Source organism: Hyunsoonleella aquatilis, assembly GCF_014270105.1.
GTDB lineage: Bacteria > Bacteroidota > Bacteroidia > Flavobacteriales > Flavobacteriaceae > Jejuia > Jejuia aquatilis.
Genome location: NZ_JACNMF010000003.1, coordinates 534,171 through 555,085 on the forward strand (window position 1 = coordinate 534,171; position 20,915 = coordinate 555,085).

Annotated in this window: 24 protein-coding genes; 1 reads left to right on the top strand and 23 read right to left on the bottom strand. The window is 37.5% G+C overall.

Features of this window, described 5'->3' with window-relative positions:
* Positions 1–2: 2 nt before the first annotated feature.
* The 8 genes from H7U19_RS10950 to H7U19_RS10985 form a co-directional block, all read right to left on the bottom strand.
* Complete coding sequence (locus tag H7U19_RS10950) at positions 3–1,577, bottom strand: alkaline phosphatase PhoX (protein WP_186562262.1); 1,575 nt, start codon at positions 1,575–1,577, stop codon at positions 3–5.
* Between the two features lie 138 nt (positions 1,578–1,715).
* On the bottom strand, positions 1,716–2,771 hold the full coding sequence (gene leuB, locus H7U19_RS10955; protein ID WP_186562264.1) for a 3-isopropylmalate dehydrogenase: 1,056 nt from the start codon (positions 2,769–2,771) through the stop codon (positions 1,716–1,718).
* A gap of 15 nt (positions 2,772–2,786) precedes the next feature.
* A complete protein-coding gene (locus tag H7U19_RS10960) occupies positions 2,787–4,307 on the bottom strand; it encodes an alpha-isopropylmalate synthase regulatory domain-containing protein (RefSeq protein ID WP_186562266.1) in 1,521 nt (506 codons plus the stop codon).
* 137 nt (positions 4,308–4,444) lie between these two features.
* Positions 4,445–5,044 (bottom strand): 3-isopropylmalate dehydratase small subunit, encoded by a 600-nt coding sequence (gene leuD, locus H7U19_RS10965; protein ID WP_186562268.1) that lies wholly within the window; start codon positions 5,042–5,044, stop codon positions 4,445–4,447.
* Positions 5,045–5,101: 57 nt separating this feature from the next.
* On the bottom strand, positions 5,102–6,511 hold the full coding sequence (leuC, locus tag H7U19_RS10970) for a 3-isopropylmalate dehydratase large subunit (RefSeq protein WP_186562270.1): 1,410 nt from the start codon (positions 6,509–6,511) through the stop codon (positions 5,102–5,104).
* A 227-nt stretch (positions 6,512–6,738) separates the two neighbouring features.
* On the bottom strand, positions 6,739–7,122 hold the full coding sequence (locus tag H7U19_RS10975) for an acyl-CoA thioesterase (protein WP_186562272.1): 384 nt from the start codon (positions 7,120–7,122) through the stop codon (positions 6,739–6,741).
* 18 nt (positions 7,123–7,140) lie between these two features.
* A complete protein-coding gene (locus H7U19_RS10980) occupies positions 7,141–8,031 on the bottom strand; it encodes a DUF72 domain-containing protein (protein ID WP_186562274.1) in 891 nt (296 codons plus the stop codon).
* Positions 8,032–8,114: 83 nt separating this feature from the next.
* Positions 8,115–8,924: a hypothetical protein gene (locus H7U19_RS10985; RefSeq protein ID WP_186562275.1), complete on the bottom strand. Its 810-nt coding sequence runs from the start codon at positions 8,922–8,924 to the stop codon at positions 8,115–8,117.
* Positions 8,925–9,112: 188 nt separating this feature from the next.
* On the opposite strand from H7U19_RS10985, the gene H7U19_RS10990 reads away from it, so the two are divergent.
* A complete protein-coding gene (locus H7U19_RS10990; protein WP_186562277.1) occupies positions 9,113–9,529 on the top strand; it encodes a glyoxalase in 417 nt (138 codons plus the stop codon).
* Positions 9,530–9,531: 2 nt separating this feature from the next.
* Here H7U19_RS10990 and H7U19_RS10995 read toward each other — a convergent pair whose 3' ends face one another.
* The 15 genes from H7U19_RS10995 to hisD form a co-directional block, all read right to left on the bottom strand.
* Positions 9,532–9,957, bottom strand: a complete 426-nt coding sequence (locus H7U19_RS10995; RefSeq protein WP_186562279.1) for a GNAT family N-acetyltransferase — start codon at positions 9,955–9,957, stop codon at positions 9,532–9,534.
* A 44-nt stretch (positions 9,958–10,001) separates the two neighbouring features.
* The gene (locus tag H7U19_RS11000; RefSeq protein ID WP_186562281.1) at positions 10,002–10,685 is read right to left on the bottom strand and encodes a DUF2461 domain-containing protein; all 684 of its coding nucleotides are present in this window, start codon (positions 10,683–10,685) and stop codon (positions 10,002–10,004) included.
* A 90-nt stretch (positions 10,686–10,775) separates the two neighbouring features.
* On the bottom strand, positions 10,776–11,333 hold the full coding sequence (locus tag H7U19_RS11005) for a hypothetical protein (RefSeq protein ID WP_222597420.1): 558 nt from the start codon (positions 11,331–11,333) through the stop codon (positions 10,776–10,778).
* 57 nt (positions 11,334–11,390) lie between these two features.
* Complete coding sequence (locus H7U19_RS11010; protein ID WP_186562285.1) at positions 11,391–11,564, bottom strand: hypothetical protein; 174 nt, start codon at positions 11,562–11,564, stop codon at positions 11,391–11,393.
* Between the two features lie 33 nt (positions 11,565–11,597).
* On the bottom strand, positions 11,598–11,759 hold the full coding sequence (locus H7U19_RS11015; RefSeq protein WP_186562287.1) for a DUF1328 domain-containing protein: 162 nt from the start codon (positions 11,757–11,759) through the stop codon (positions 11,598–11,600).
* A 55-nt stretch (positions 11,760–11,814) separates the two neighbouring features.
* A complete protein-coding gene (locus H7U19_RS11020) occupies positions 11,815–12,717 on the bottom strand; it encodes a mechanosensitive ion channel family protein (RefSeq protein ID WP_186562289.1) in 903 nt (300 codons plus the stop codon).
* A 55-nt stretch (positions 12,718–12,772) separates the two neighbouring features.
* Complete coding sequence (locus H7U19_RS11025; protein WP_186562291.1) at positions 12,773–13,276, bottom strand: Dps family protein; 504 nt, start codon at positions 13,274–13,276, stop codon at positions 12,773–12,775.
* Between the two features lie 415 nt (positions 13,277–13,691).
* Positions 13,692–14,480: a tRNA pseudouridine synthase A gene (locus H7U19_RS11030; protein WP_186562293.1), complete on the bottom strand. Its 789-nt coding sequence runs from the start codon at positions 14,478–14,480 to the stop codon at positions 13,692–13,694.
* On the bottom strand, positions 14,481–15,074 hold the full coding sequence (gene hisIE, locus H7U19_RS11035; RefSeq protein ID WP_186562295.1) for a bifunctional phosphoribosyl-AMP cyclohydrolase/phosphoribosyl-ATP diphosphatase HisIE: 594 nt from the start codon (positions 15,072–15,074) through the stop codon (positions 14,481–14,483).
* Positions 15,075–15,168: 94 nt separating this feature from the next.
* Entirely contained in the window at positions 15,169–15,924 is a 756-nt protein-coding gene (hisF, locus tag H7U19_RS11040; RefSeq protein WP_186562297.1) for an imidazole glycerol phosphate synthase subunit HisF, read from the bottom strand.
* A 3-nt stretch (positions 15,925–15,927) separates the two neighbouring features.
* Positions 15,928–16,659 (bottom strand): 1-(5-phosphoribosyl)-5-[(5-phosphoribosylamino)methylideneamino]imidazole-4-carboxamide isomerase, encoded by a 732-nt coding sequence (gene hisA / locus H7U19_RS11045; protein ID WP_186562299.1) that lies wholly within the window; start codon positions 16,657–16,659, stop codon positions 15,928–15,930.
* A gap of 64 nt (positions 16,660–16,723) precedes the next feature.
* The gene (hisH, locus tag H7U19_RS11050) at positions 16,724–17,362 is read right to left on the bottom strand and encodes an imidazole glycerol phosphate synthase subunit HisH (RefSeq protein ID WP_186562301.1); all 639 of its coding nucleotides are present in this window, start codon (positions 17,360–17,362) and stop codon (positions 16,724–16,726) included.
* A 44-nt stretch (positions 17,363–17,406) separates the two neighbouring features.
* Positions 17,407–18,543 (bottom strand): bifunctional histidinol-phosphatase/imidazoleglycerol-phosphate dehydratase HisB, encoded by a 1,137-nt coding sequence (hisB, locus tag H7U19_RS11055; protein WP_186562303.1) that lies wholly within the window; start codon positions 18,541–18,543, stop codon positions 17,407–17,409.
* Positions 18,540–19,577: a histidinol-phosphate transaminase gene (gene hisC, locus H7U19_RS11060; protein ID WP_186562305.1), complete on the bottom strand. Its 1,038-nt coding sequence runs from the start codon at positions 19,575–19,577 to the stop codon at positions 18,540–18,542. Before hisC ends, hisB begins: the two co-directional genes overlap by 4 nt.
* Positions 19,577–20,860 (bottom strand): histidinol dehydrogenase, encoded by a 1,284-nt coding sequence (gene hisD, locus H7U19_RS11065; protein WP_186562307.1) that lies wholly within the window; start codon positions 20,858–20,860, stop codon positions 19,577–19,579. The genes hisC and hisD overlap by 1 nt, the downstream gene beginning before the upstream one ends.
* Positions 20,861–20,915: the final 55 nt, after the last annotated feature.

The following is a 20,915-nucleotide window of genomic DNA, read 5'->3' on the forward strand; positions in this document are numbered from 1 at the left end:
ACCTACTCAACCACTAACTTGGCCACTTCCTTCTGATTTACTGTTAAAAGATAGGTGCCAATCGCGATTGTTTTCAAGTCCAATTCCACTTTGGATAATCCATTAAAACTATTATTCAAAACCTGTTTTCCTTGAATAGTATAAAGCTCCACGCTATGAATAGAATTGCCTTCGATATGCAACTTTTTCGAAAGATTGATGGGGTTAGGATAAAATTTAAATTCATTCGTATTTCCAATTTCATCAATAGATAAGGATGTTCCTAAATCAGAATTAAGCGCCACGACCAAAGTTGTCCCCAATTCAAAATCATAAGTGTTACCAGCCACATCTACTTGGCCAGCCATATTAGTACCACTTGGATGCTGAATAGACATGAACACGTATTTGTAATCAGGTGTGAAAGTTATGCCTGTAGGTTCAGCTCCAGAAGGTGTGATTCCAAAAATTTCTACATCAGGGCTTGCTTGGGTATGTCCACTTTTAACCACCCAAATGTAGTGGTTATCATTGTCCTGAAGTACCCATAAGTTGCCGTCCCCATCAAAAGCCATGTTATCATTCCCTACTCCCCAAGGTACAGATGTAGTTGAAGAACCGTCATTAATATCATAACTCATATTTCCTGCAAAGGTTTCCATAGTGACTGTTGAGGCGCTTGTTTCCAGCGGGTCGGAATCCGCAAAACGATATACCCTATTGTCAGGAGCATTCTTGACCGCAAAATAAATCATACCGTCCGGCCCAATTTCAACATCTTCAATCCCTCTAAACTCGGTTGCCCCGGCACTCTGACTGAGAGCATTGGTGTTATTCTGATGTGATGCCAATTGATGCGCTGGATTAGTACTGTCGTTTATTAAAACCCAAGACCCTGTGCCACTTTTAGAGCCCGAAAACACATAGAGGTCTCCTGCACTTAAATCATTTACATTAGTAGCGACAAATTTGTACAAGAAACCAAACCCACTTGTGTCATCTGCTCCTTGGTAAACTGTCCTACCATTAGAATGGATGGCCACATTTTCGTGTTTAAAGTGCCCCATGGCATAAAGTTTACTGCCAACTACTGATCTTGTTGCTGGATTAATTTCAACGTTCCAGCCTACATCGTTGTATCCGTCGAAGTTAAAATCTGTAGCAACAGAAGTCTCCTCACAACTGATAACATTGCCCCAGGAAGTCACGGTTCCTGAACAATTTGCTGCGGTTGCAAAAACTGGTGAGAAATCTATTGGGATCGCACTGGTTTTTTCCCAGAGTTTTGTTGTACCATTAAAGTTAATATCGAAAATGGTCACTGCCCCAGGAACTTTTTCATGGTTCAAGCTAAGGTATCCATTAGTGCTACTACCTCCTATTGGCACATATGCTGTAAAATCAGGTGTATTGGGCAAAGTACCACCAGTTATGGCATCTCCAGATTCAGCCAATACTTGAAAAGTATGCGTCGAAGGAATTATAAATTGGTCCGTTTGAGCGGCTGGAGTAACCGAAGTAAAACTCCCAACCTGCCCATATAAATTAGAGAATCCCAAAAATGAGGCCACTAAAAATAATTGTAAAGTTGTTTTCATAATCTTTAAGTTAAAGGTTACCAGAAAGTTAACAATTATTATCCATTTTACCTTTAAGAACCCATTAAAAAATTATGAACAAAAAAAAGGCCTGTTGGTATTAAACCCAACAGGCCATATTCTATTTTCGACAATCCTCTAAATATTGGAAGCCAACCAATCTCCAACTTCACTGGTACCATAAGATTTACCTCCATCAGCTAAATCCTCAGTTACCATACCTTCATTTAGGGCTTTATTCACAACCTCTCTGATAGCTTTCCCTTCAGCATGTAAACTAAAATTCTCAAACATCATTGCGGCAGATAATACTGTAGCCATCGGGTTTGCAATATTCTTCCCGGCAGCCTGAGGATAAGACCCATGAATAGGTTCAAACAAACCTATATCAGAACCCAATGAAGCAGACGGCATCAATCCCATTGATCCCGAAATAACAGAAGCCTCATCGGTCAAAATATCTCCAAAAAGGTTTTCGGTAATCAACACGTCATAACTGTTTGGCCATTGCACCAAACGCATTGCTACGGCATCTACAAATTCATAGCTTACTTCTACCTCTGGATAATCTTTCTCCATTGCTTGAACAGTCTCTCTCCAAAGTCTTGAAGTTTCCAAAACGTTGGCTTTGTCCACACAGCATAATTTTTTACCACGAGTCATCGCCAATTCAAAACCTTTTTTCGCCAGTCGCTTCACTTCTTCCCTCGTATAAACACAGTTATCATAAGCCGTTTCCCCTTCTTCTCTTCTTCCCTTTTCTCCAAAATAGATACCACCTGTCAATTCACGTAAAAACACCAAATCCGTGCCTTCTATACGTTCCTTTTTTAAAGGCGATTTATCCAACAGTGATGGGAAAGTAAATGTTGGGCGCACATTAGCGAATAGACCCAAGGCCTTTCTCATTTTTAACAAGCCCTGCTCAGGACGAACCTTAGCCGAAGGATCGTTATCAAACTTTGGGTGCCCAATCGCCCCAAACAATACCGCATCAGAACTTTTACAGATTTCATGTGTTTCATCCGGATAAGGTTCTCCAACGGCATCAATCGCCGTCGCTCCTGTTAAAGCTGGTTTCCAAGTAATCTCATGACCAAATTTTGAAGCAACAGCATTACTTACTTTCACTGCTTGATCTATAACTTCTGGTCCAATACCATCTCCCGCTAAAAGTGCTATGTTTAATTTCATATCTCGTTAGTATTCTTAGTTAATAATAATATTCAACATTTTTTCGGTGGCTTTTATTGCTGAAACCGTTTGGTCACTATCCAGACCACGGGTTTTAAATTCCTTTTCGGGATACTTCCATGTTATAATCGTTTCACACAATGCATCAGAACGGCTACCTGGCGGAATTCGAACTGCATAATCGATCAAATCTGGCAATACTGTTTTTTTCTTTTTAAACACCGTTCGTATAGCATTCATAAAGGCATCAAACTGACCATCTCCCTGCGCATTTTCTTCAAATGTATCTTCTTCAATGGTAATCGATACTGTCGTAGAAGGTTTCAATCCTTTGGAATGCGTCAACACATAGGAGTTTACCTTAACCTTTTCTTCATAGGTCCTGTCCAGTACATCAGAGATGATATATGGTAAATCCTCCTTGGTCACCACCTGCTTTTTATCACCAAGTTCAATAATACGCTGGGTTACTTTTTTTAGATCCTCGTCATTCAATTGTAACCCCAATTGGTGCAAGTTCTTTTGAATATTCGCCTTACCAGAGGCCTTCCCTAAAGCATACTGTCGTTTTCTTCCAAAACGCTCGGGCATCAAATCACTGAAATACAGGTTTTTTTTATTATCACCATCGGCGTGAATTCCTGCAGTTTGTGTGAATACATTTGCCCCTATAATTGGTTTATTAGCCGGAATCATGACCCCTGAAAAGTTTTCAACGAGTTTGCTTACGGTGTACAATACTTTTTCATTGACCCCAATTTTAATATCGGGCATAAAGTCATTAATAACAGCTATTGTACTGGACATTGGCGCATTTCCGGCTCGTTCTCCCATCCCATTCACCGTAAGATGCAAACCATCCGCACCAGCTTTCAAGCCTTCAACAGCATTAGCGACTCCAAGATCATAATCATTATGGGCGTGAAAGTCAAAATGTAAATCCGGATATTTTTCTTTAGTCTCCTTTACAAAATCAAACGACTCCTTTGGTGTAAGCACACCCAAGGTGTCAGGCAACATAATTCTTTCTACCTTTTGCTTACTCAAAAACTCTAAAAACTCATACACATAGGGCTTTGAATTTCGCATGCCATTGCTCCAGTCCTCCAAATATACATTGGTAATAAACCCTTTTTCAGTGGCCAATTTTATAACCTCCTCGACCTCTTTAAAGTGCTGATTAGGTGTTTTTTTGAGTTGATGGGTTAAATGGTTTAATGAGCCTTTGGTTAATAGGTTTTGAGCCTTTGCTCCAGCTTCTTCCATCCATGAAATAGAAACCCCTTCATCCACAAACGTCAATACTTCAACTTTATCCAAATAGCCATTTTCGGAAGCCCACTCGGTGATATCCTTTACTGCCTGAAACTCCCCTTCTGAAACTCGAGCAGAGGCCACTTCAATGCGGTCCACCTTTAATTCTTCCAGTAAGAGTTTGGCAATGGTTAATTTTTCAGAAGCAGAAAACGACACAGAAGAGGTTTGCTCCCCGTCACGCAATGTCGTATCCATTATTTCTATTCGTTTCGTAGCCATAAAAGGTTAAATCGTATCCATTATCTCCAATTCTGAAAAGTCAACCGAAGTCTTATTTCAAAATCTCACAAATCTATTAACTTTAAACAAAAGAACCTGAAACTAGTTCAGGTTTTTATGCTTATATTTTTTTATGACTAAAATGGTCTTGTTTCGGCAAAAGCCTTTACCTCATCCTTCATATTTTGAAGGTAATCGATATCATCAAAACCATTCAACATATTGTCTTTTTTGTATCCATTGATATCAAAGGATTCAGATTCACCAGTTGATAATAATGTTACAGTCTGACTAGGTAAATCTACTTTTATTTCCGTCTTCGGATCTGCTTCAATAGCATCGAACAACTTTTGAGCAAATTCGGCCGAAACCTGCACAGGCAATACGCCAATATTCAAACAATTATTTCTAAAAATATCTGCAAAGAAAGATGAAATCACACAGCGTAATCCAAAATCATAAACGGACCAGGCCGCGTGCTCTCTAGAAGACCCAGAACCAAAGTTTTTTCCTCCTACCAATATTTTAGAACCTTCATATTTAGCATCATTCAAAGGAAAATCAGCAATCGGATTTCCTTCTGAATCATATCTCCAATCACGGAAAAAGTTATCCCCAAAACCTTTACGCTCGGTTGCTTTTAAGAAACGAGCAGGAATGATTTGGTCGGTATCCACATTTTCAATTGGAAGTGGATATGCTGTACTTGTTAATACTTCAAATTTATCGTAAGCCATATTTTTCTAGTATTCAGTTGCCAGTGTTAAGTTGGCAGTATTCATTTCATTTTTAAATTAGGCAGTAACTTCTTCTAATAAAGTTCTCGGATCTGTCACAACACCTGATACTGCTGTAGCGGCAGCCACAAGCGGTGATGCCAACAAAGTTCTTGATCCTGGACCTTGACGCCCCTCAAAGTTTCGATTTGATGTGGATACTGCCAATTTTCCAGCAGGCACCTTATCATCGTTCATTGCCAAACATGCAGAACAACCTGGTTCTCTTAATACAAATCCAGCAGCATTTAGAATTTTGTCCAAACCTTCTTCCTTGATTTGATCCACAACTTTGTGAGATCCAGGTACTAACCAAGCAGTGATATTATCTGCCTTTTTGCGCCCTTCAACAATAGAACAAAATGCTCTAAAATCCTCAATTCGTCCGTTAGTACAAGATCCTAAGAATACATAGTCCACTTGCTTTCCGATCATGTCATCACCCTCTTCAAACTTCATGTAGCCTAATGACTTTTTGTAGGTAGCCACCGCACCTTGTACGTTTTCTGCCATTGGAATCGATTCGGTAACACCAATGCCCATCCCAGGGTTGGTACCATAGGTAATCATCGGTTCAATATCGGCTGCGTCATAATTGAATTCTAAATCAAATACGGCACCATCATCCGTTTTGAGCGTCTTCCAATATTCCATGGCCTTATCCCAATCAGCACCTTTTGGTGTATGCTTTCTACCTTTGATATATTCAAAAGTCTTTGCGTCCGGAGCTATCATACCACCACGGGCCCCCATTTCAATAGAAAGGTTGCACACTGTCATACGGCCTTCCATGGACATATTTTCAAAAACCTCACCGGCATACTCCACAAAATAGCCTGTAGCACCTGAAGTAGTTTGTTGAGAAATAATATATAATGCCACATCTTTCGGAGTGACACCAAACCCTAATTTCCCGTTGACGTTTATACGCATTTTCTTTGGCTTGGGTTGCATGATACACTGTGTAGATAGCACCATTTCAACCTCTGACGTACCGATACCAAATGCAATAGCACCAAAAGCACCATGCGTTGACGTATGCGAATCTCCACAAACAATAGTTGAACCTGGTAACGTAATCCCGTTTTCAGGGCCTACGATATGAACAATACCATTATTTCTGTGGCCTAACCCCCAGTGAGAAATACCATATTCAGCCGCGTTATTTGCCAATGCTTCCAACTGGTTTGCAGATAAAGGATCTGCAACAGGCAAATGCTGGTTCCAAGTCGGAGTGTTATGGTCGGCAGTAGCGAAGGTACGCTCCGGATACATTACCCCAATTCCACGACTTTTTAATCCAACAAAAGCAACTGGACTCGTAACTTCATGTATAAAATGACGGTCTATAAAAAACACGTCCGGTCCATCTTCTATTTTTCTAACAACGTGAGAATCCCACACCTTGTCAAACAATGTCTTACTCATAATTAATAAAGGTTTTGTGACGCTATAACCAATAAAAAGTGAATACAATGTAGCCCCAAAAGTTATAGCAGGCTACAAAGTTATGCTTAATTACATTTAATCGAAAGTTTAGACCGTATTGTTATTTTATTTTTACAAAAAATACAAGTAAGTCCATATTAATTGAATTTAATGCAACAAAACAGAAAATTAAGTTATAATTTTCAATGCACTATCAAAGTGCTCCGTTATAATCTATCTTTCACAAATTCCACCTCAGTTTTGCCATGAGGCAAAGGCTTACCGTCTTGCCCAACATTTACCATTACTATATTGGAAATAGTGATTATTGTTTCCCTTGTCATCATATTTCTCACCTCACAGCTCAAAGTAAGGGAGGCTTTACCGAATTTCACGGCTTTTATCCCAATTTCTATGACATCCCCTTGTTTTGCTGAAGCCTTAAAATCGATTTCGCTAATATATTTTGTAACCACCTTTTGGTTTTCTAACTGAACAATGCTGTAAAGAGCGGCTTCTTCATCAATCCATTCCAAAAGCCTCCCTCCAAAAAGGGTACCGTTTGCGTTTAAATCTTCTGGTTTAATCCATTTGCGTGTATGAAATCTCATTTAAATAATTTTTGAGTTTTAAAATAGTAAGTTTTGCGCGTCCTCTTCATTAGGAACTTTAAGTGAATAGCCTAATTCTGAATTCAGCTTTTTAATAAAATAAGCGGATAGTAGAGGTGACTCTTTTTCAATATTTTGATGAATAAAGAAATCTATTTCCTTAATACCTTGCTCCTTCCAAATTTTTAAGCGTTCCACCCAATCGTCCAACCTCGTATAATCCGTTGCATGATTTGCACCTACGTATCGTACAAAAGCTGTAGGATTGGTCAACCGCATGTGCATTAAATCCCGTCTTCCAGCCGTATCCACAATCACGTTAGAAATATTGTTGTCTTCTAACAATTGATACAAATCCTCTGCAATAGCTTCATCGTTATACCAATTAGTATGCCTGAACTCTACTGCTAAAGGCACTTCTTTAGGCCACCTTTCAACAAAATTCACAACTCTATCAAAATCCTTTGGTGCAAAGTTGTTGTGCATTTGAAGAAAGACCGTCCCCAATTTCTCTTTCAAATTTGAAGCGTTGTATAAATAGTGTTCTACAACCTCATTCGTTTCGTTCAACCTTTTCCAATGACTGATTTCCTGATTCAGTTTTGGGAAAAATTTAAAACCATTGGGTGTTTTATCATACCAAGTTGAAAACTGTTCTGCTGGAAAAATGCGATAAAAGGTGGCGTTTAACTCAATAGAATTGAATTGCGAGGAATAATACCCTAATTCATCTTTAGTGCCTCTCGGATAAAACCCTTTTAAATCAGCCCTATTCCATTTTGCACATCCTACATAAATTTCAGGCACTTTATCATCCTTCACTTTGTTTAAGACTTTCTTTGTTTTTGGATGATCTTGTGGTAATGCAAAATCAATATCCTGAGGATTGTCAACGCTTCCGAATTTCATTTTTATTCTTTTATGTAAAGATATTAATTCATAAAAAAAGACTCTTAAAAAAAGAGCCTTTTCATTTTAGTAGGGTTCAAAGATTATTTCAAAATAAAACCTTCCTTTTTAAAACCATTATTAAATTTGATTTCGCTAAACGTATAGGTACCGTTATCGTGATACTCTCCTTTTTCGTTGGGTACAAAAGATTTTCTAACTGTTGAAATGTGCAATCCATCCACAATCTCATATTGTAGTGTCATTTTAAGAATGGGGTCGTTAATACCCCAATCTGGTAAAGAAAAATAAAACCAATCCACCAAATGGGTTTCGGGATTGAAGTACAAAATGTACTCGTCATTTTTTTCTTTTTTGGTGATATCCGCGTCGTAGGTCAAACTCACTTTGTCATACGTAATGCCATTGGCCTCTTCGGTGCCCAAATATTTATAGTTAGTGCCGGGATCCTGCAATTTGTACATCATGGTAAACCAATAAAAGTTCACTTTTCTCAGAAAAACCGTACCGCCCAAAGCCTTTTCATCCGTTATTGGCTTTCCATCCAAAGTTAGCATTGGCTTTCCATCTACCAAAGCCTGTTGAGCAACACCTTTTTGCTTTGGCAAAACGTTTCTTTGGTGCACGTCGTACTGCGCCCATGAATGTTCGCCATTTATAATATGACGCTCTAAAGACACATCTTTTCCTGCATCATAATTATCATAAACATATTTGAATTGAATATCCTTTTTGCTTGCCAATTTTTGATAACCACCATTGACTTCGACCATCGCGTCTATTAAGGATTTAGATTTTTCGTCAGCATATACCTGTGCATTTATGTTTGAATGGCCTAGAAAAAGGAGTGTTATCAAACTGATAGCGAAAGAAAATTTTAAGTTGCGATTCATCGTGTTGGATTTTTTATAAAATGTTAGATTTTCGTGTTTCGTCGTTTATTTTCCAGTTGCTTACAAGTTAACCTAATTTATCCATAAAGCTTTTTAACCATTTGTTAATAACACAGTTAATAACTCCGACAACATTGTTAATACTCCAAGTTTTTATTTCGATAATTTTAAGTCCAAATCTACTTCACATGGACTCCAGACAATTCCACCTAAAAGGTATCAGACCCGAAATTTTAAGCACCACCATCTCTGAAAACATGAGTGCCGATGAGCGCTTTCAGAATATGGTACTGCGCCCAATCATCAAATTTCAAAACGATTTACTGATTGCGGTGTTTAAAAATTACATCGAAAAACACAAGTCTGTATTTTATGATCTGTCTATTGAAAAGCGGATGGATTATATTGAAAATGCGATTCAGAAAGACATGAAACTGCGTAATTCCATGAAAGGAATGATAATAGGCTTGTTTACGATTGAAGATTACGAGATTTACATTCAAAACTCCTCGGCATTAAATAAACGTATGATGAATATTGTAAAGCAACGCTTGATTAGTAATATTCAGTTGTTTGAAAGACCTGAATTGTTGGCGGTGGTTTAAATTTAATCGATTTTCTTTTGGTAATAATACTTTTCAAAACCTAAAGGAAAATCAGTTTCGGTTCCAACTTTTTTAAATCCATATTTCTCATAAAATTTTGGTGCTTGAAATGAAAATGTGTCCAAACTTATAAAGCGACAATTTCGCTTTTTTGCTTCTATTTCAGCTTCTTTTATAAGTTTTTCACCAATTCCTTCATTTCTGTATTCAGACTTTACGGCAAAAGTCTTTATTTCTAATGTACCCCAAATAGAACGTCCGTACAAACCACCAATTATTTCGCCTGCATTATTTCTGGCAATAATTTCAATTGGTTTATTTACGGAATTTTCTAAATGCTTTTTTTTGTTCAAATTATACTCTACTAGCAATTCGACCACTTTCCTATAAGCCTCTTGGTTAATTTTATCTCTTGTACTTACTTTCATTTTTAAAAGAAATTGCAAAAAAGTTAAGCATTGCCTTCAATCAATCAATCAATCAAAGACACCCCATTCAAATCTGTAGTTAGCACATCGCTCATATAATCAAAAAATGGGCGAATGGCTTTAAAGGACCTATCTACTTCATCTAAAAAATTATCATCCAACACTTCCTTATCAGTATACTTTTTTGTGAAGATATATTGTTTCTTCTTAATTAAGTCTATGGCTTTATGTTCTTTACTAAAACCTTTTGGTGCCGTTTTTACTTCATCCCCCACAAAGGTATCACCCCAAACCGAATTGAATTTTTTATCCGCCAATATCTCACGAATTTCCGCATCATCCATTTCAAATTCTTTTCTGATGCGCAATAAATCCGTTGGTGCTGGCTCCCAAAACCCTGTAGCTATAAAACTTTCGTTATTCGGCTGAATATGCAAATAATAACCGCCTCTTAAGCGTGGTTTTGTTCTGTGAAACGAACCTCCAAAATGGGTTTTATACGGCAACTTATTTTTTGAAAAACGTACATCCCGATATATTCTAAAAATCTTGAGTTTATCAATCTCATCGTGCTTGTTTAAGTTTTCAAAAATAGCGTTGTAAAACTGTTTTACTTCGGCTTCAATGGCCTTAAACTCTGGCTTGTTTTCATTAAACCAATCACGGTTATTGTTCTTTTCTAGTTTTTTGAAAAATGGGAAAACGGATTTTGGTACAGTGACGCTCATTTTTGAATCTTAAAGTTAAATAGCTTCTAAAATACAAAAAGTCCCGAGTTACCCTCGAGACTTTGTAATTATCTTAACACGAAATATGTATTACATTTCCACTTGCTTTTTATTATACTTGATGGTTTTAATACTTTCAGACGTTTCATCGTAGTACTCCACCACAAAAGTATCACCTTCAAAATAGCCAATGCCGTTATAGGTTTCACCCCTTACAATATAGCTTCCAGGGGTATGCGTATTCCACGCTTTTCCTATTTCTACAAATTCGTTTTTATCATCCGTCAAGGCTATCATAAACCCAGATTTATTTGGACTGAACTTATAATCTTTGTCTTCACTAATAAAATAAGTTTCCTTGGTCAACACATCGTAAGCGGTATCTGCATCATTGTCAATCATAATTGTTGTCTGCACCTTTTTAGTGGCAGGCACCCTGTCTTGATTTAACTTATGCTTATCGTCAGCATCCAATTTTACGCTTGCCGTTTCCTTGGTAACCACTTTTATTTTACCTTCTTTAGTAGTATCGCCGTCTTTATATTTGACTTCTTTTACGGTGGTTTCTTTCATAATTTCCGTTGGCTTTTCTTGAGCCATTGCTGGACCACAAATTAATATGGCCAACATGTATATATAATTTTTCATTGTTTTCATTTCTAATGGTTAAACTTCTATTTTATCTTTAAACTGACTGACTTAATATTAGTGTGTAGCGTCATCAATTTCGTCTTCAACTTCTTCAACAGCATCGCCAACTTCATCTTTTACTTCTTCCACTGCCTCTTCAATTTTATCTTTAGGTTTCTTCTCTCTACAGCTTGTAAACGCAGTTGATACTGTGAATAATAAGGCTAATGCTAATATGACTTTTTTCATGATTTTAATTTTTAATGGTTAATTAATGGTTTTCTATTTTTTCAGTAATCCTTTTAATAGTGAGAATACAAATAGTATGATGAAAATGTAGAAACATATTTTTGCAATGTCTGCAGATGCTCCTGCAATACCACCAAAACCTAATACTCCCGCAATTAATGCAATGATTACAAATGTTATCGTCCAGCGTAACATAGTTTTGGTATTAAATAATTGAACTTAATGATCTATCGGAATCGATACATCTACTCTAGTTATTAGAGAATTGGTTTTCCATAACGGCATCATCAAAAGATAACTTGTTGTTAAATTCCAATGTACGGATTGGGAACGGAATGTTAATCCCTGCTTTATCGTAAGCTTTTTTAATCTCAATGATAGCCTTGGTTTTGGCCTTTAACTTCTCCAGCATACTTTCGGCATCAATCCAAAACCTGCATAGATAATTAATGGAACTATCTCCAAATTCGGTATAATAAAACTCGACATCGTCGGTACTTTCCACCTGATTGAAAGTATTGGCAATCACCTCTTTCGTCAATCGCTCTACTTCTTCCAAATCAGATTCGTAGCCCACTCCACATTCTAAAAACACTCGCATTCGTGTGGTCAGGGAATAGTTCTTCAATGGGTTTTCAAGAATCATTTTATTAGGAATCACAACAATATTATTGTCGGCTTCTTTTAAAACAAATTCCTTCAGATTTACATCAATTACCTCACCGGAATACCCGTTGGTTTCTACCCAATTGCCTAATTGTATACGCTTTCTAAACGAAATTACTACACCCGCAAAAGTGTTAGATAATGTACCTTGCAATGCTAAACCAATAGCTAAACCTGCAACACCAGCACCTGCTAATAAGGAGGTTAGCATTTTACTTAGGTTCATGATGCCAAGTGCCAAAAACAGTCCTGCTACCACTACCACTACTGCCGAAATTTTGGCAATAATCTTAGCGATGGATTGCTGGGGCACTCGTTTTTCCACTAGTTTTAAAATTAGTGTTCGGGTATATCTCGCCACAAAGTAGGATGTTACCATGACCACAACGGCCAGAATTAAATTTGGTATATTTTCTATGATGGCACTTACCCAACCTTGAAGTTTATCAATTAAATTGTTAAATGCCGTTAACATTGTATCTTTCATTTTCATTCGATTTTAAAGGTTAATATTGTTTTCTGAGGTTCAATCTATACAGCAATTAAGCCTCAACAACAGTTTCCTTTAAACTCCCCGAAGTCTTTTTCGTCCAGGCATTTAGCATCCAACTTGTCTTTTCAAGTTCTCGTATGTATGCACCCATCAAATCGATAGTACCTTCATCAGAAATTGCTTCGGCCTTTTCGATCACTTTCCCCATTTGCGCCAATAATAGCTTATGGTCTTTTAGGGTTTCAATCACCATATCCTCATCGGTTTTAATCGGCGCATCCTCTAAAATACTCGAGGTTTTTAAGTAATCTTCCAACTTACTCATCGGGTGGTAACGCAATGTTAAAATACGCTCGGCAATTTCGTCGATTTTAACTTTTGCATCATTGTACATGTCCTCAAATTGCTCATGAAGATCGAAAAAATTCTTCCCGATAATGTTCCAATGTTTACTTCTTAATTTTTGATAATACACGTGGTAGTCAGCTAATAAAACATTTAATTCAACCACCACAGGTATTAACTCTTCATCATTCATGTTTAAATAGCTCATTTCTTTTGTTTTTATTAATTAAACTCACTAACAACTTATAGGAAATGGCAGTTTTGTCAAGTGCTTTAACAGGGTTTAACCATTTAGCAGATGCATTAACATAATTTTAAGTTAATAAGCCAACAAAATGTTAAAGGATTTTAAGAAAATATTTGAAGATAATTTGGGCGTTACCACTCCCGATAGCTATCGGGAGGTCGGGCTTTCACTACTCGCTCTCTCCCGATAACTATCGGGAGAGGAGCTCAAACATGCCGTTCAATCCCTAACGCGAGCAACTCCGCCGAGGTCCCACCTAGCCTCCCAAAAGAGAGGAACGCCACCCATGCCTAAAAAGTTAATCAAATAAAGGGAATAGACTTATTTTTTATTTAGTAAGAGTTTCTCCCTTCTTAGGGAGATTAAGAGGGGCTCGTTATTCGAACTCCACCGAATTTAAAATCAATCCCGAAGCCGGTGCAATATAGTCCATCTTAATTTTGCTATCTGGAACAAGGCTATCTTTAATATCTTCAAGTGTTAATTTTCCCTTTCCCAAATCAATCAAAGTGCCCATCATCAATCGGATTTGGTTTCGCATAAAGCCTTTGCCTTTTACCCTTAACAAGTATGACTTTTTGGGAAAATAATTGGCGGTATAGATGTTGTTTTCAACCAATTCACATTGTAAAATTTCTCTGGTATAAATGCCATTTTCAGTGGGTTTGTAGCAATAACTCCATAAATAATATTCGCCCTCAAATAGTTTTGCGCCTTGTTTCATGATATCGATATCCAAGTCATCCAAAATGGTTGTCATGATGGGTGCACAAAATGGGTGGCACTTTTCGCCATAAGTAAACAAATACAAATATTCCTTGGTTTTAGGATGATTTATAATATTGAATTTCTCGTCTACTTCTTTTATGGCAAGAGCTCGAATGTCTTGAGGCAGGTTGAAATTGAAAAGTTCTAAAAACCCATTTAAGTCCTCCAATTCATGTTGCAAAAACAATTCGAACGTGGCATTTTCAGCAGACACCATGGCATCGGTTCTACCCGAAACCAAGGTTTTAAAGTATTTACCCTCGAAAATATAATTTAGGGTGCGGTCCACCATCAAGTGCAACGTCTTTAAATTAGGTTGTTTTTGCCACCCATGAAACCGATAGCCCAAATATTGAAAATTTATAAGGTAGTAGTACTTTTTGGGTTGAAATTGCATTTACTTATGCCTTCCTTTTAATTCGGCTTCAATATCTTTTAAGGTAAAGCCTTTGGCTTGTAATAACATCAAATAGTGAAACAATAAATCTGCCGATTCATACAAAAACAACTCGTCGTTATTGTCCATCGCTTCAATCACTGTTTCCACAGCCTCTTCTCCTACTTTTTGAGCGACTTTATTGATGCCCTTTGAAAATAAACTGGCCACATAAGATTTGGCGGTATCTTTATTGGCAACACGTTCTGCAATCACATTTTCTAAAGTAGAAAAGAAACCAAAATTAGAGCTATTCTCTTCTTTCCAGCAGGTATCGGTGCCCGTGTGGCACGTTGGCCCAACGGGGCTTACCTTAACCAAAAGCGTATCGTTATCGCAATCATTTTTAATGTCAACCAGATTTAAAAAATTACCGCTTTCCTCACCTTTGGTCCAAAGGCGTTGTTTGCTTCTACTGAAAAAGGTGACTTTTTTGGTATCCAAAGTTTTTAGATAGGCTTCTTCGTTCATATAGCCCAGCATTAGCACATTTTTTGTGGTGGCGTCTTGAATAATAGCGGGGACTAAACCGTTTTGATCGTATTTTATTTCCATTTTCGTATCATTCCCGTGAAAGCAGGAATCTATTTATTGTTTCTTCTGATATGGATTCCGCATCAAGTGCGGAATGACAAATGCGAACATTAAATTATAGTCGCACTTGTATATTATGTTCTTTCAACTCCTTTTTCAAATCCGGAATTGGAATCTCACCAAAGTGAAATACGCTTGCAGCTAAGGCCGCATCGGCTTTTCCTTCAGTAAATGTATCTACAAAATGTTGTACGTTCCCAGCACCACCTGAGGCTATAATTGGAATATTCAGCATATCCGATAGTTTGGCTAAAGCTTTATTTGCAAAACCTGATTTTGTACCATCATGGTTCATTGAAGTGAACAAAATCTCGCCAGCACCGCGTTCTTCAACTTCTTTAGCCCATTCGAACAAATCAATCTCCGTTGGGATGGTGCCTCCTGCTAAATGCACTTTCCAATTGCCATCTACCTTCTTTGCATCAATAGCAACCACAACACACTGGCTCCCGAATTTATCCGCCAATTCATTCACTAATTCAGGTCGCTTTACGGCTGAGGAATTAATAGAAACCTTATCCGCTCCATTTTTCAACAAGGCATCCACATGCTCCACAGAAGAAATACCGCCACCTACTGTGAATGGAATATTGACCTGTTCGGCCACATGCAATACCATTTCAAGAGTTGTTGCCCGGGCTTCAAGTGTTGCGGTGATATCCAAAAACACCAATTCATCCGCACCATAATCGGCGTACTGCTTTGCCAATTCCACAGGGTCTCCAGCATCTCGTAAATCTACGAAATTGACACCCTTAACGGTGCGTCCATTTTTAATGTCCAAACATGGAATAATTCGCTTTGTCAACATGTTCTACAAAAATTTTTCCAGTTGATAAAGGCTAATTCTATTTTCATAAATAGCCTTTCCAATTATCACTCCCTCGCAACCTATTTCCTTCAATATCGGCAATTCTCCAATATCAGAAATTCCTCCTGAAGCGATTAATTTGATGGATTGTCCGCTTTTGTTACTGCATTCGGAAATGATGCCTTTGTACAATTCCACGGCAGGCCCTTCCAACATCCCGTCTTTTGAAATATCGGTACAAATGACATATTTGATGCCTTTTTTTTGATAACCCTTAATAAATGGAATCAAATCTTCATTGCTATCTTCCTGCCAACCACTAATGGCAATCTTCCCGGCATTGCTATCGGCTCCCAAAATGATTTTTTCATTACCGTATTTTTCGACCCAACCATTAAATGTCTTAGGGTCTTTTACTGCAATACTCCCACCTGTAATCTGTTTAGCACCAGAATTAAAGGCAATATGCAGGTCTTCATCAGCTTTTAAACCACCGCCAAAATCAATTCTTAATTTTGTCTTTGAGGCAATTTGCTCTAAAACTTTATAGTTGACTATGTGCTTAGCCTTAGCGCCATCCAAATCCACCAAGTGTAAATATTCAATACCTGCACCCTCAAACATTTTGGCAACCTCCAATGGGTTTTCATTGTACACTTTTTTAGTTTCGTAGTCGCCTTTGGTGAGGCGGACACATTTGCCTTCTATGATATCTATGGCTGGTATTATTCTCATTTTTATAGCTTTTAGCAATTAGCAGTTGGTCTTTAGCTTTTAGCTAATGGCCAAAGGCCAACACCTACATATTTATAAAGTTCTTCAATATTTTGGCACCTTCATTTCCGCTCTTCTCAGGGTGAAATTGTGTGCCATAAAAATTTTCGTGTTGTAAGGCCGAAGCATAATTAATTCCGTAATCTGTTTTTGAAATGGTTTCATTACAATGCTCAGCGTAAAAGCTATGAACGAGATACATGTATTCGTTCTCTTTAATACCTTTAAACAAATTAGATTTCAAATCCTTTATGACGTTCCAGCCCATTTGAGGTACTTTCACTTCATTTGAAAAGCGTTTTACATTCGTTTGAAAAATACCCAAACCTTCGGTATCATTTTCTTCGGTGTGCAAACACATCAATTGCATCCCTAAGCAGATGCCTAAAACGGGTTGTTTAAGCTTAGGAATCAATTTATCCAACCCGCTTTCCTTGAGCATTCTCATTGCAGAACTTGCTTCCCCCACACCCGGAAAAATTACTTTATCTGCGGATTCAATCTCCTTAGGATTATTGGACAGTACCGCATCATATCCTAAACGTTTAAATGCGAATTGGATGCTCTTTATGTTTCCTGCGCCGTAATCTATAATTACAACAGAAGCCCCTCCTAGCCTCCCCGAAGGGGAGGAACTCTTACTCTTATTTATATTGTTATTCATTAATTTCATTTTTTCTCCTCCCCTACGGGGAGGTTGGGTGGGGCCTACAACATTCCTTTTGTACTCGGCAAAAACATCCTATTTGGGTCTCTTTTTACCGCCATTTTCATTGCTTTTGCAAAGGCTTTAAATATGCCTTCTATTTTATGATGTTCGTTTTTACCTTCAGCTTTTATATTCAAGTTGCACTTGGCACCATCAGTAAACGACTTAAATAGGTGGAAAAACATTTCCGTTGGCATATCCCCTATTTTTTCACGTTTAAATTCTGCATCCCACTCTAGCCAGTTTCTTCCGCCAAAATCCACAGCTACTTGGGCTAAACAATCATCCATTGGTAGGCAAAATCCGTAACGCTCAATACCTAGTTTGTTACCTAAAGCCTTATTGAACAATTCGCCTAAGGCAATCATCGTATCTTCAATAGTGTGGTGCTCATCAACTTCTAAATCACCATCCACTTTAATGGTTAAATCCATTGCACCATGGCGTCCAATTTGATCTAACATGTGATCGAAAAATGACAATCCTGTATCAATTTTATTCTTACCTGAGCCATCAAGATTCAACTTGATATATATTTGAGTTTCATTAGTATTACGGGTAATTTCCGCAACCCTATCTTTCAATTTTAAAAACTCATATATTTCTTTCCAATCTGTACTGGTCAGGGCTATACAATCTAGAATTTCTTGTTTCGATGCTTCGATTTCATCCGCTCCTAAATTTGGATCTTCCGACAGATAAATACCTTTAGCTCCAAGGTTTTTAGCTAATTCCATATCGGTAATTCTATCACCCAGAACAAAAGAGTTTTCCAAATCATAATCCTCCGAAAAATATTCGGTTAACAAACCAGTTCTTGGTTTTCGGGTTTCAGCATTTTCGTGCGGAAAGGTTTTATCAATATGAATCGCAGAAAACTCAACTCCTTCTTTCTTAAATGCGTCAATAATTTTATTCTGAGCAGGCCAAAAGGTGTCTTCCGGAAAGGAATTGGTGCCCAAGCCATCTTGATTAGTCACCATAACCAATTCATAATCCAATTCATTCGCAATTTTTGACATGTATTGAAACACCTTGGGATAAAACTCTAATTTTTCCAGACTATCCAATTGATAATCTAATGGCGGTTCTAAAACTAGAGTGCCGTCTCTGTCTATAAATAGTACTTTTTTCATCCTATTGATTTTAAAGTATCTAATAATATTTTGTTCTCTTCAGGCGTACCAACTGTAAAACGTAAACAATTTTCACACCCTGGCTGGGTGGTTCTATTTCTAACAACAATACCTTTTTCTATAAGTTGATTGTAACGCTTTGTCGCATCATCAACTTTAGCTAAAACAAAGTTGGCATCTGTTGGATAAATTTTTGATACAAAGCCAACGTTTTGTAATTGCTTTACCAATACATCCCGCTCTTCCAAAATTTCTCTAACTTGGTTTTGAGTTAGTTCATTTTGTTCTAACTGAGCTATAGCTTTTTGTTGCGTTAACTCATTGACATTATATGGCGGTTTAATCCGATTTAAAACCGAAATAATCTCCTCGGATGCATAACAAATTCCTAGTCTGATTCCTGCCATTCCATATGCTTTAGACAAGGTTTGTGTCACAATCAAATTTGGAAATTCATTCAATCTACTCGCCCAACTTTCCTCATTAGAAAAATCAATATATGCTTCATCAATAACAACAATGCCTTTAAAGGATCTGATTAACTTTTCAACAGCCACTGCCTCAAAACTATTGCCCGTTGGATTATTTGGTGAGCACAGAAACAACAACTTTGAATTTAAATCTGCAATACTTAAGATCTCATCAACTTTAGGTTGAAATCTAACATCCAACTGAACACTTTTAATCCCGACAGCATTGATATTGGCTAAAACACTGTACATCCCGTATGTTGGAGGCAGAGTAATGATATTATCTTGATTTGGTTCGCAAAACGCGCGATAAATTAAATCCAAAACTTCGTCACTTCCATTGCCCAATAGGATATTCTTTTGAGGTATGGATTTAATTTCTGAAAGTAGAGATTTAACCGTACGTTGTTGAGGGTCTGGGTATCGATTTACACCATTTTCAAAAGGATTTTCATTCGCATCCAAAAACACCATATCAGCACTATTGCCTTGATATTCATCTCTTGCTGATGAATACGGCTTAAGTGCTTTAACCGTTGGTCTTATTAAATCTTGAATATTCATTATTTCAAATCCTTTAAACGAATACTTACCGCATTTTTATGCGCCTGCAAACCTTCTGCTTCGGCCATCAACTCAATGGTTTCACCAATATTTAAAATACCTTCCCTAGAAATTTTTTGAAAGGTCATACTCTTCATAAAACTGTCCAAATTCACTCCAGAATACGCTTTACTAAATCCATTCGTTGGCAACGTGTGATTGGTTCCCGAGGCATAATCTCCCGCGCTTTCAGGAGTATAATCTCCGATAAATATTGAACCTGCATTACTAATTCCTTCAACATATAATGCTTCATTTTTGGAACAAATAATGAAGTGCTCTGGCCCATATTCATCAATCATTTCTAAAGCTATATTGTCATTTTCAACATAGATTAGTTTAGAATTTGCAATAGCTTTTTCAGCAATAGCTTTACGTGGCAACACATCTAATTGCCGTTCAACTTGATCCGCAATTGCTTCGATAATACTTTCTGAAGTTGAAACCAAAATTACTTGGCTATCGGTTCCATGTTCTGCTTGACTCAATAAATCTGAAGCGATATATGAAGCATTAGCTGACTCATCTGCTACCACCAATAATTCACTTGGCCCTGCAGGCATATCAATAGCTACACCATATTTTGTTGCCAACTGTTTTGCAACCGTTACGTATTGATTTCCGGGTCCGAAAATTTTATACACTTTCGGAATGGTTTCCGTACCAAAAGTTAATCCTGCTATGGCTTGAATACCTCCAACCTTGATAATTTTGGTAACACCACATAATTTAGCCGTAAACAAAATTTCTGGTGCTAGTTTACCTTCTTTATTTGGTGGCGAACACAACACAATATCCTTAGAACCCGCTATTTGAGCAGGAACCGCAAGCATCAAAACCGTTGAAAACAAAGGAGCCGTACCTCCAGGAATATAAAGCCCAACCTTTTGAATTGGTCTTTTTTCCTGCCAACATTGAACACCGTTTGTAGTTTCAATTTCAACTTTTGGTGTTTTTTGTGCTTTGTGAAAGACTTCAATATTTTCTTTGGCTTGTCTGATGGCATTCTGTAATTTTTGAGGCACTTTCTGAATTGCCTCATCAATTTCTTCAGAAGTCACCACACTGGAATCCAAAGAAACTCCATCAAACTTGCTTGTATATCGCTGAATAGCTCTGTCACCATTTTCTGAAACATCTTGAAAAACGGCATTGACTATCCCCTCAATATCTCCAACAGTTTGGGTAGGCCTTTTTAAAATTTCAGACCATTCACTTTTATTTGGATTTTTAATGACTTGCATTTTAATTAGCTTTTGGCTTTTGGCTTTTGGCTTTTGGCTACTAGCTAATCGCTAA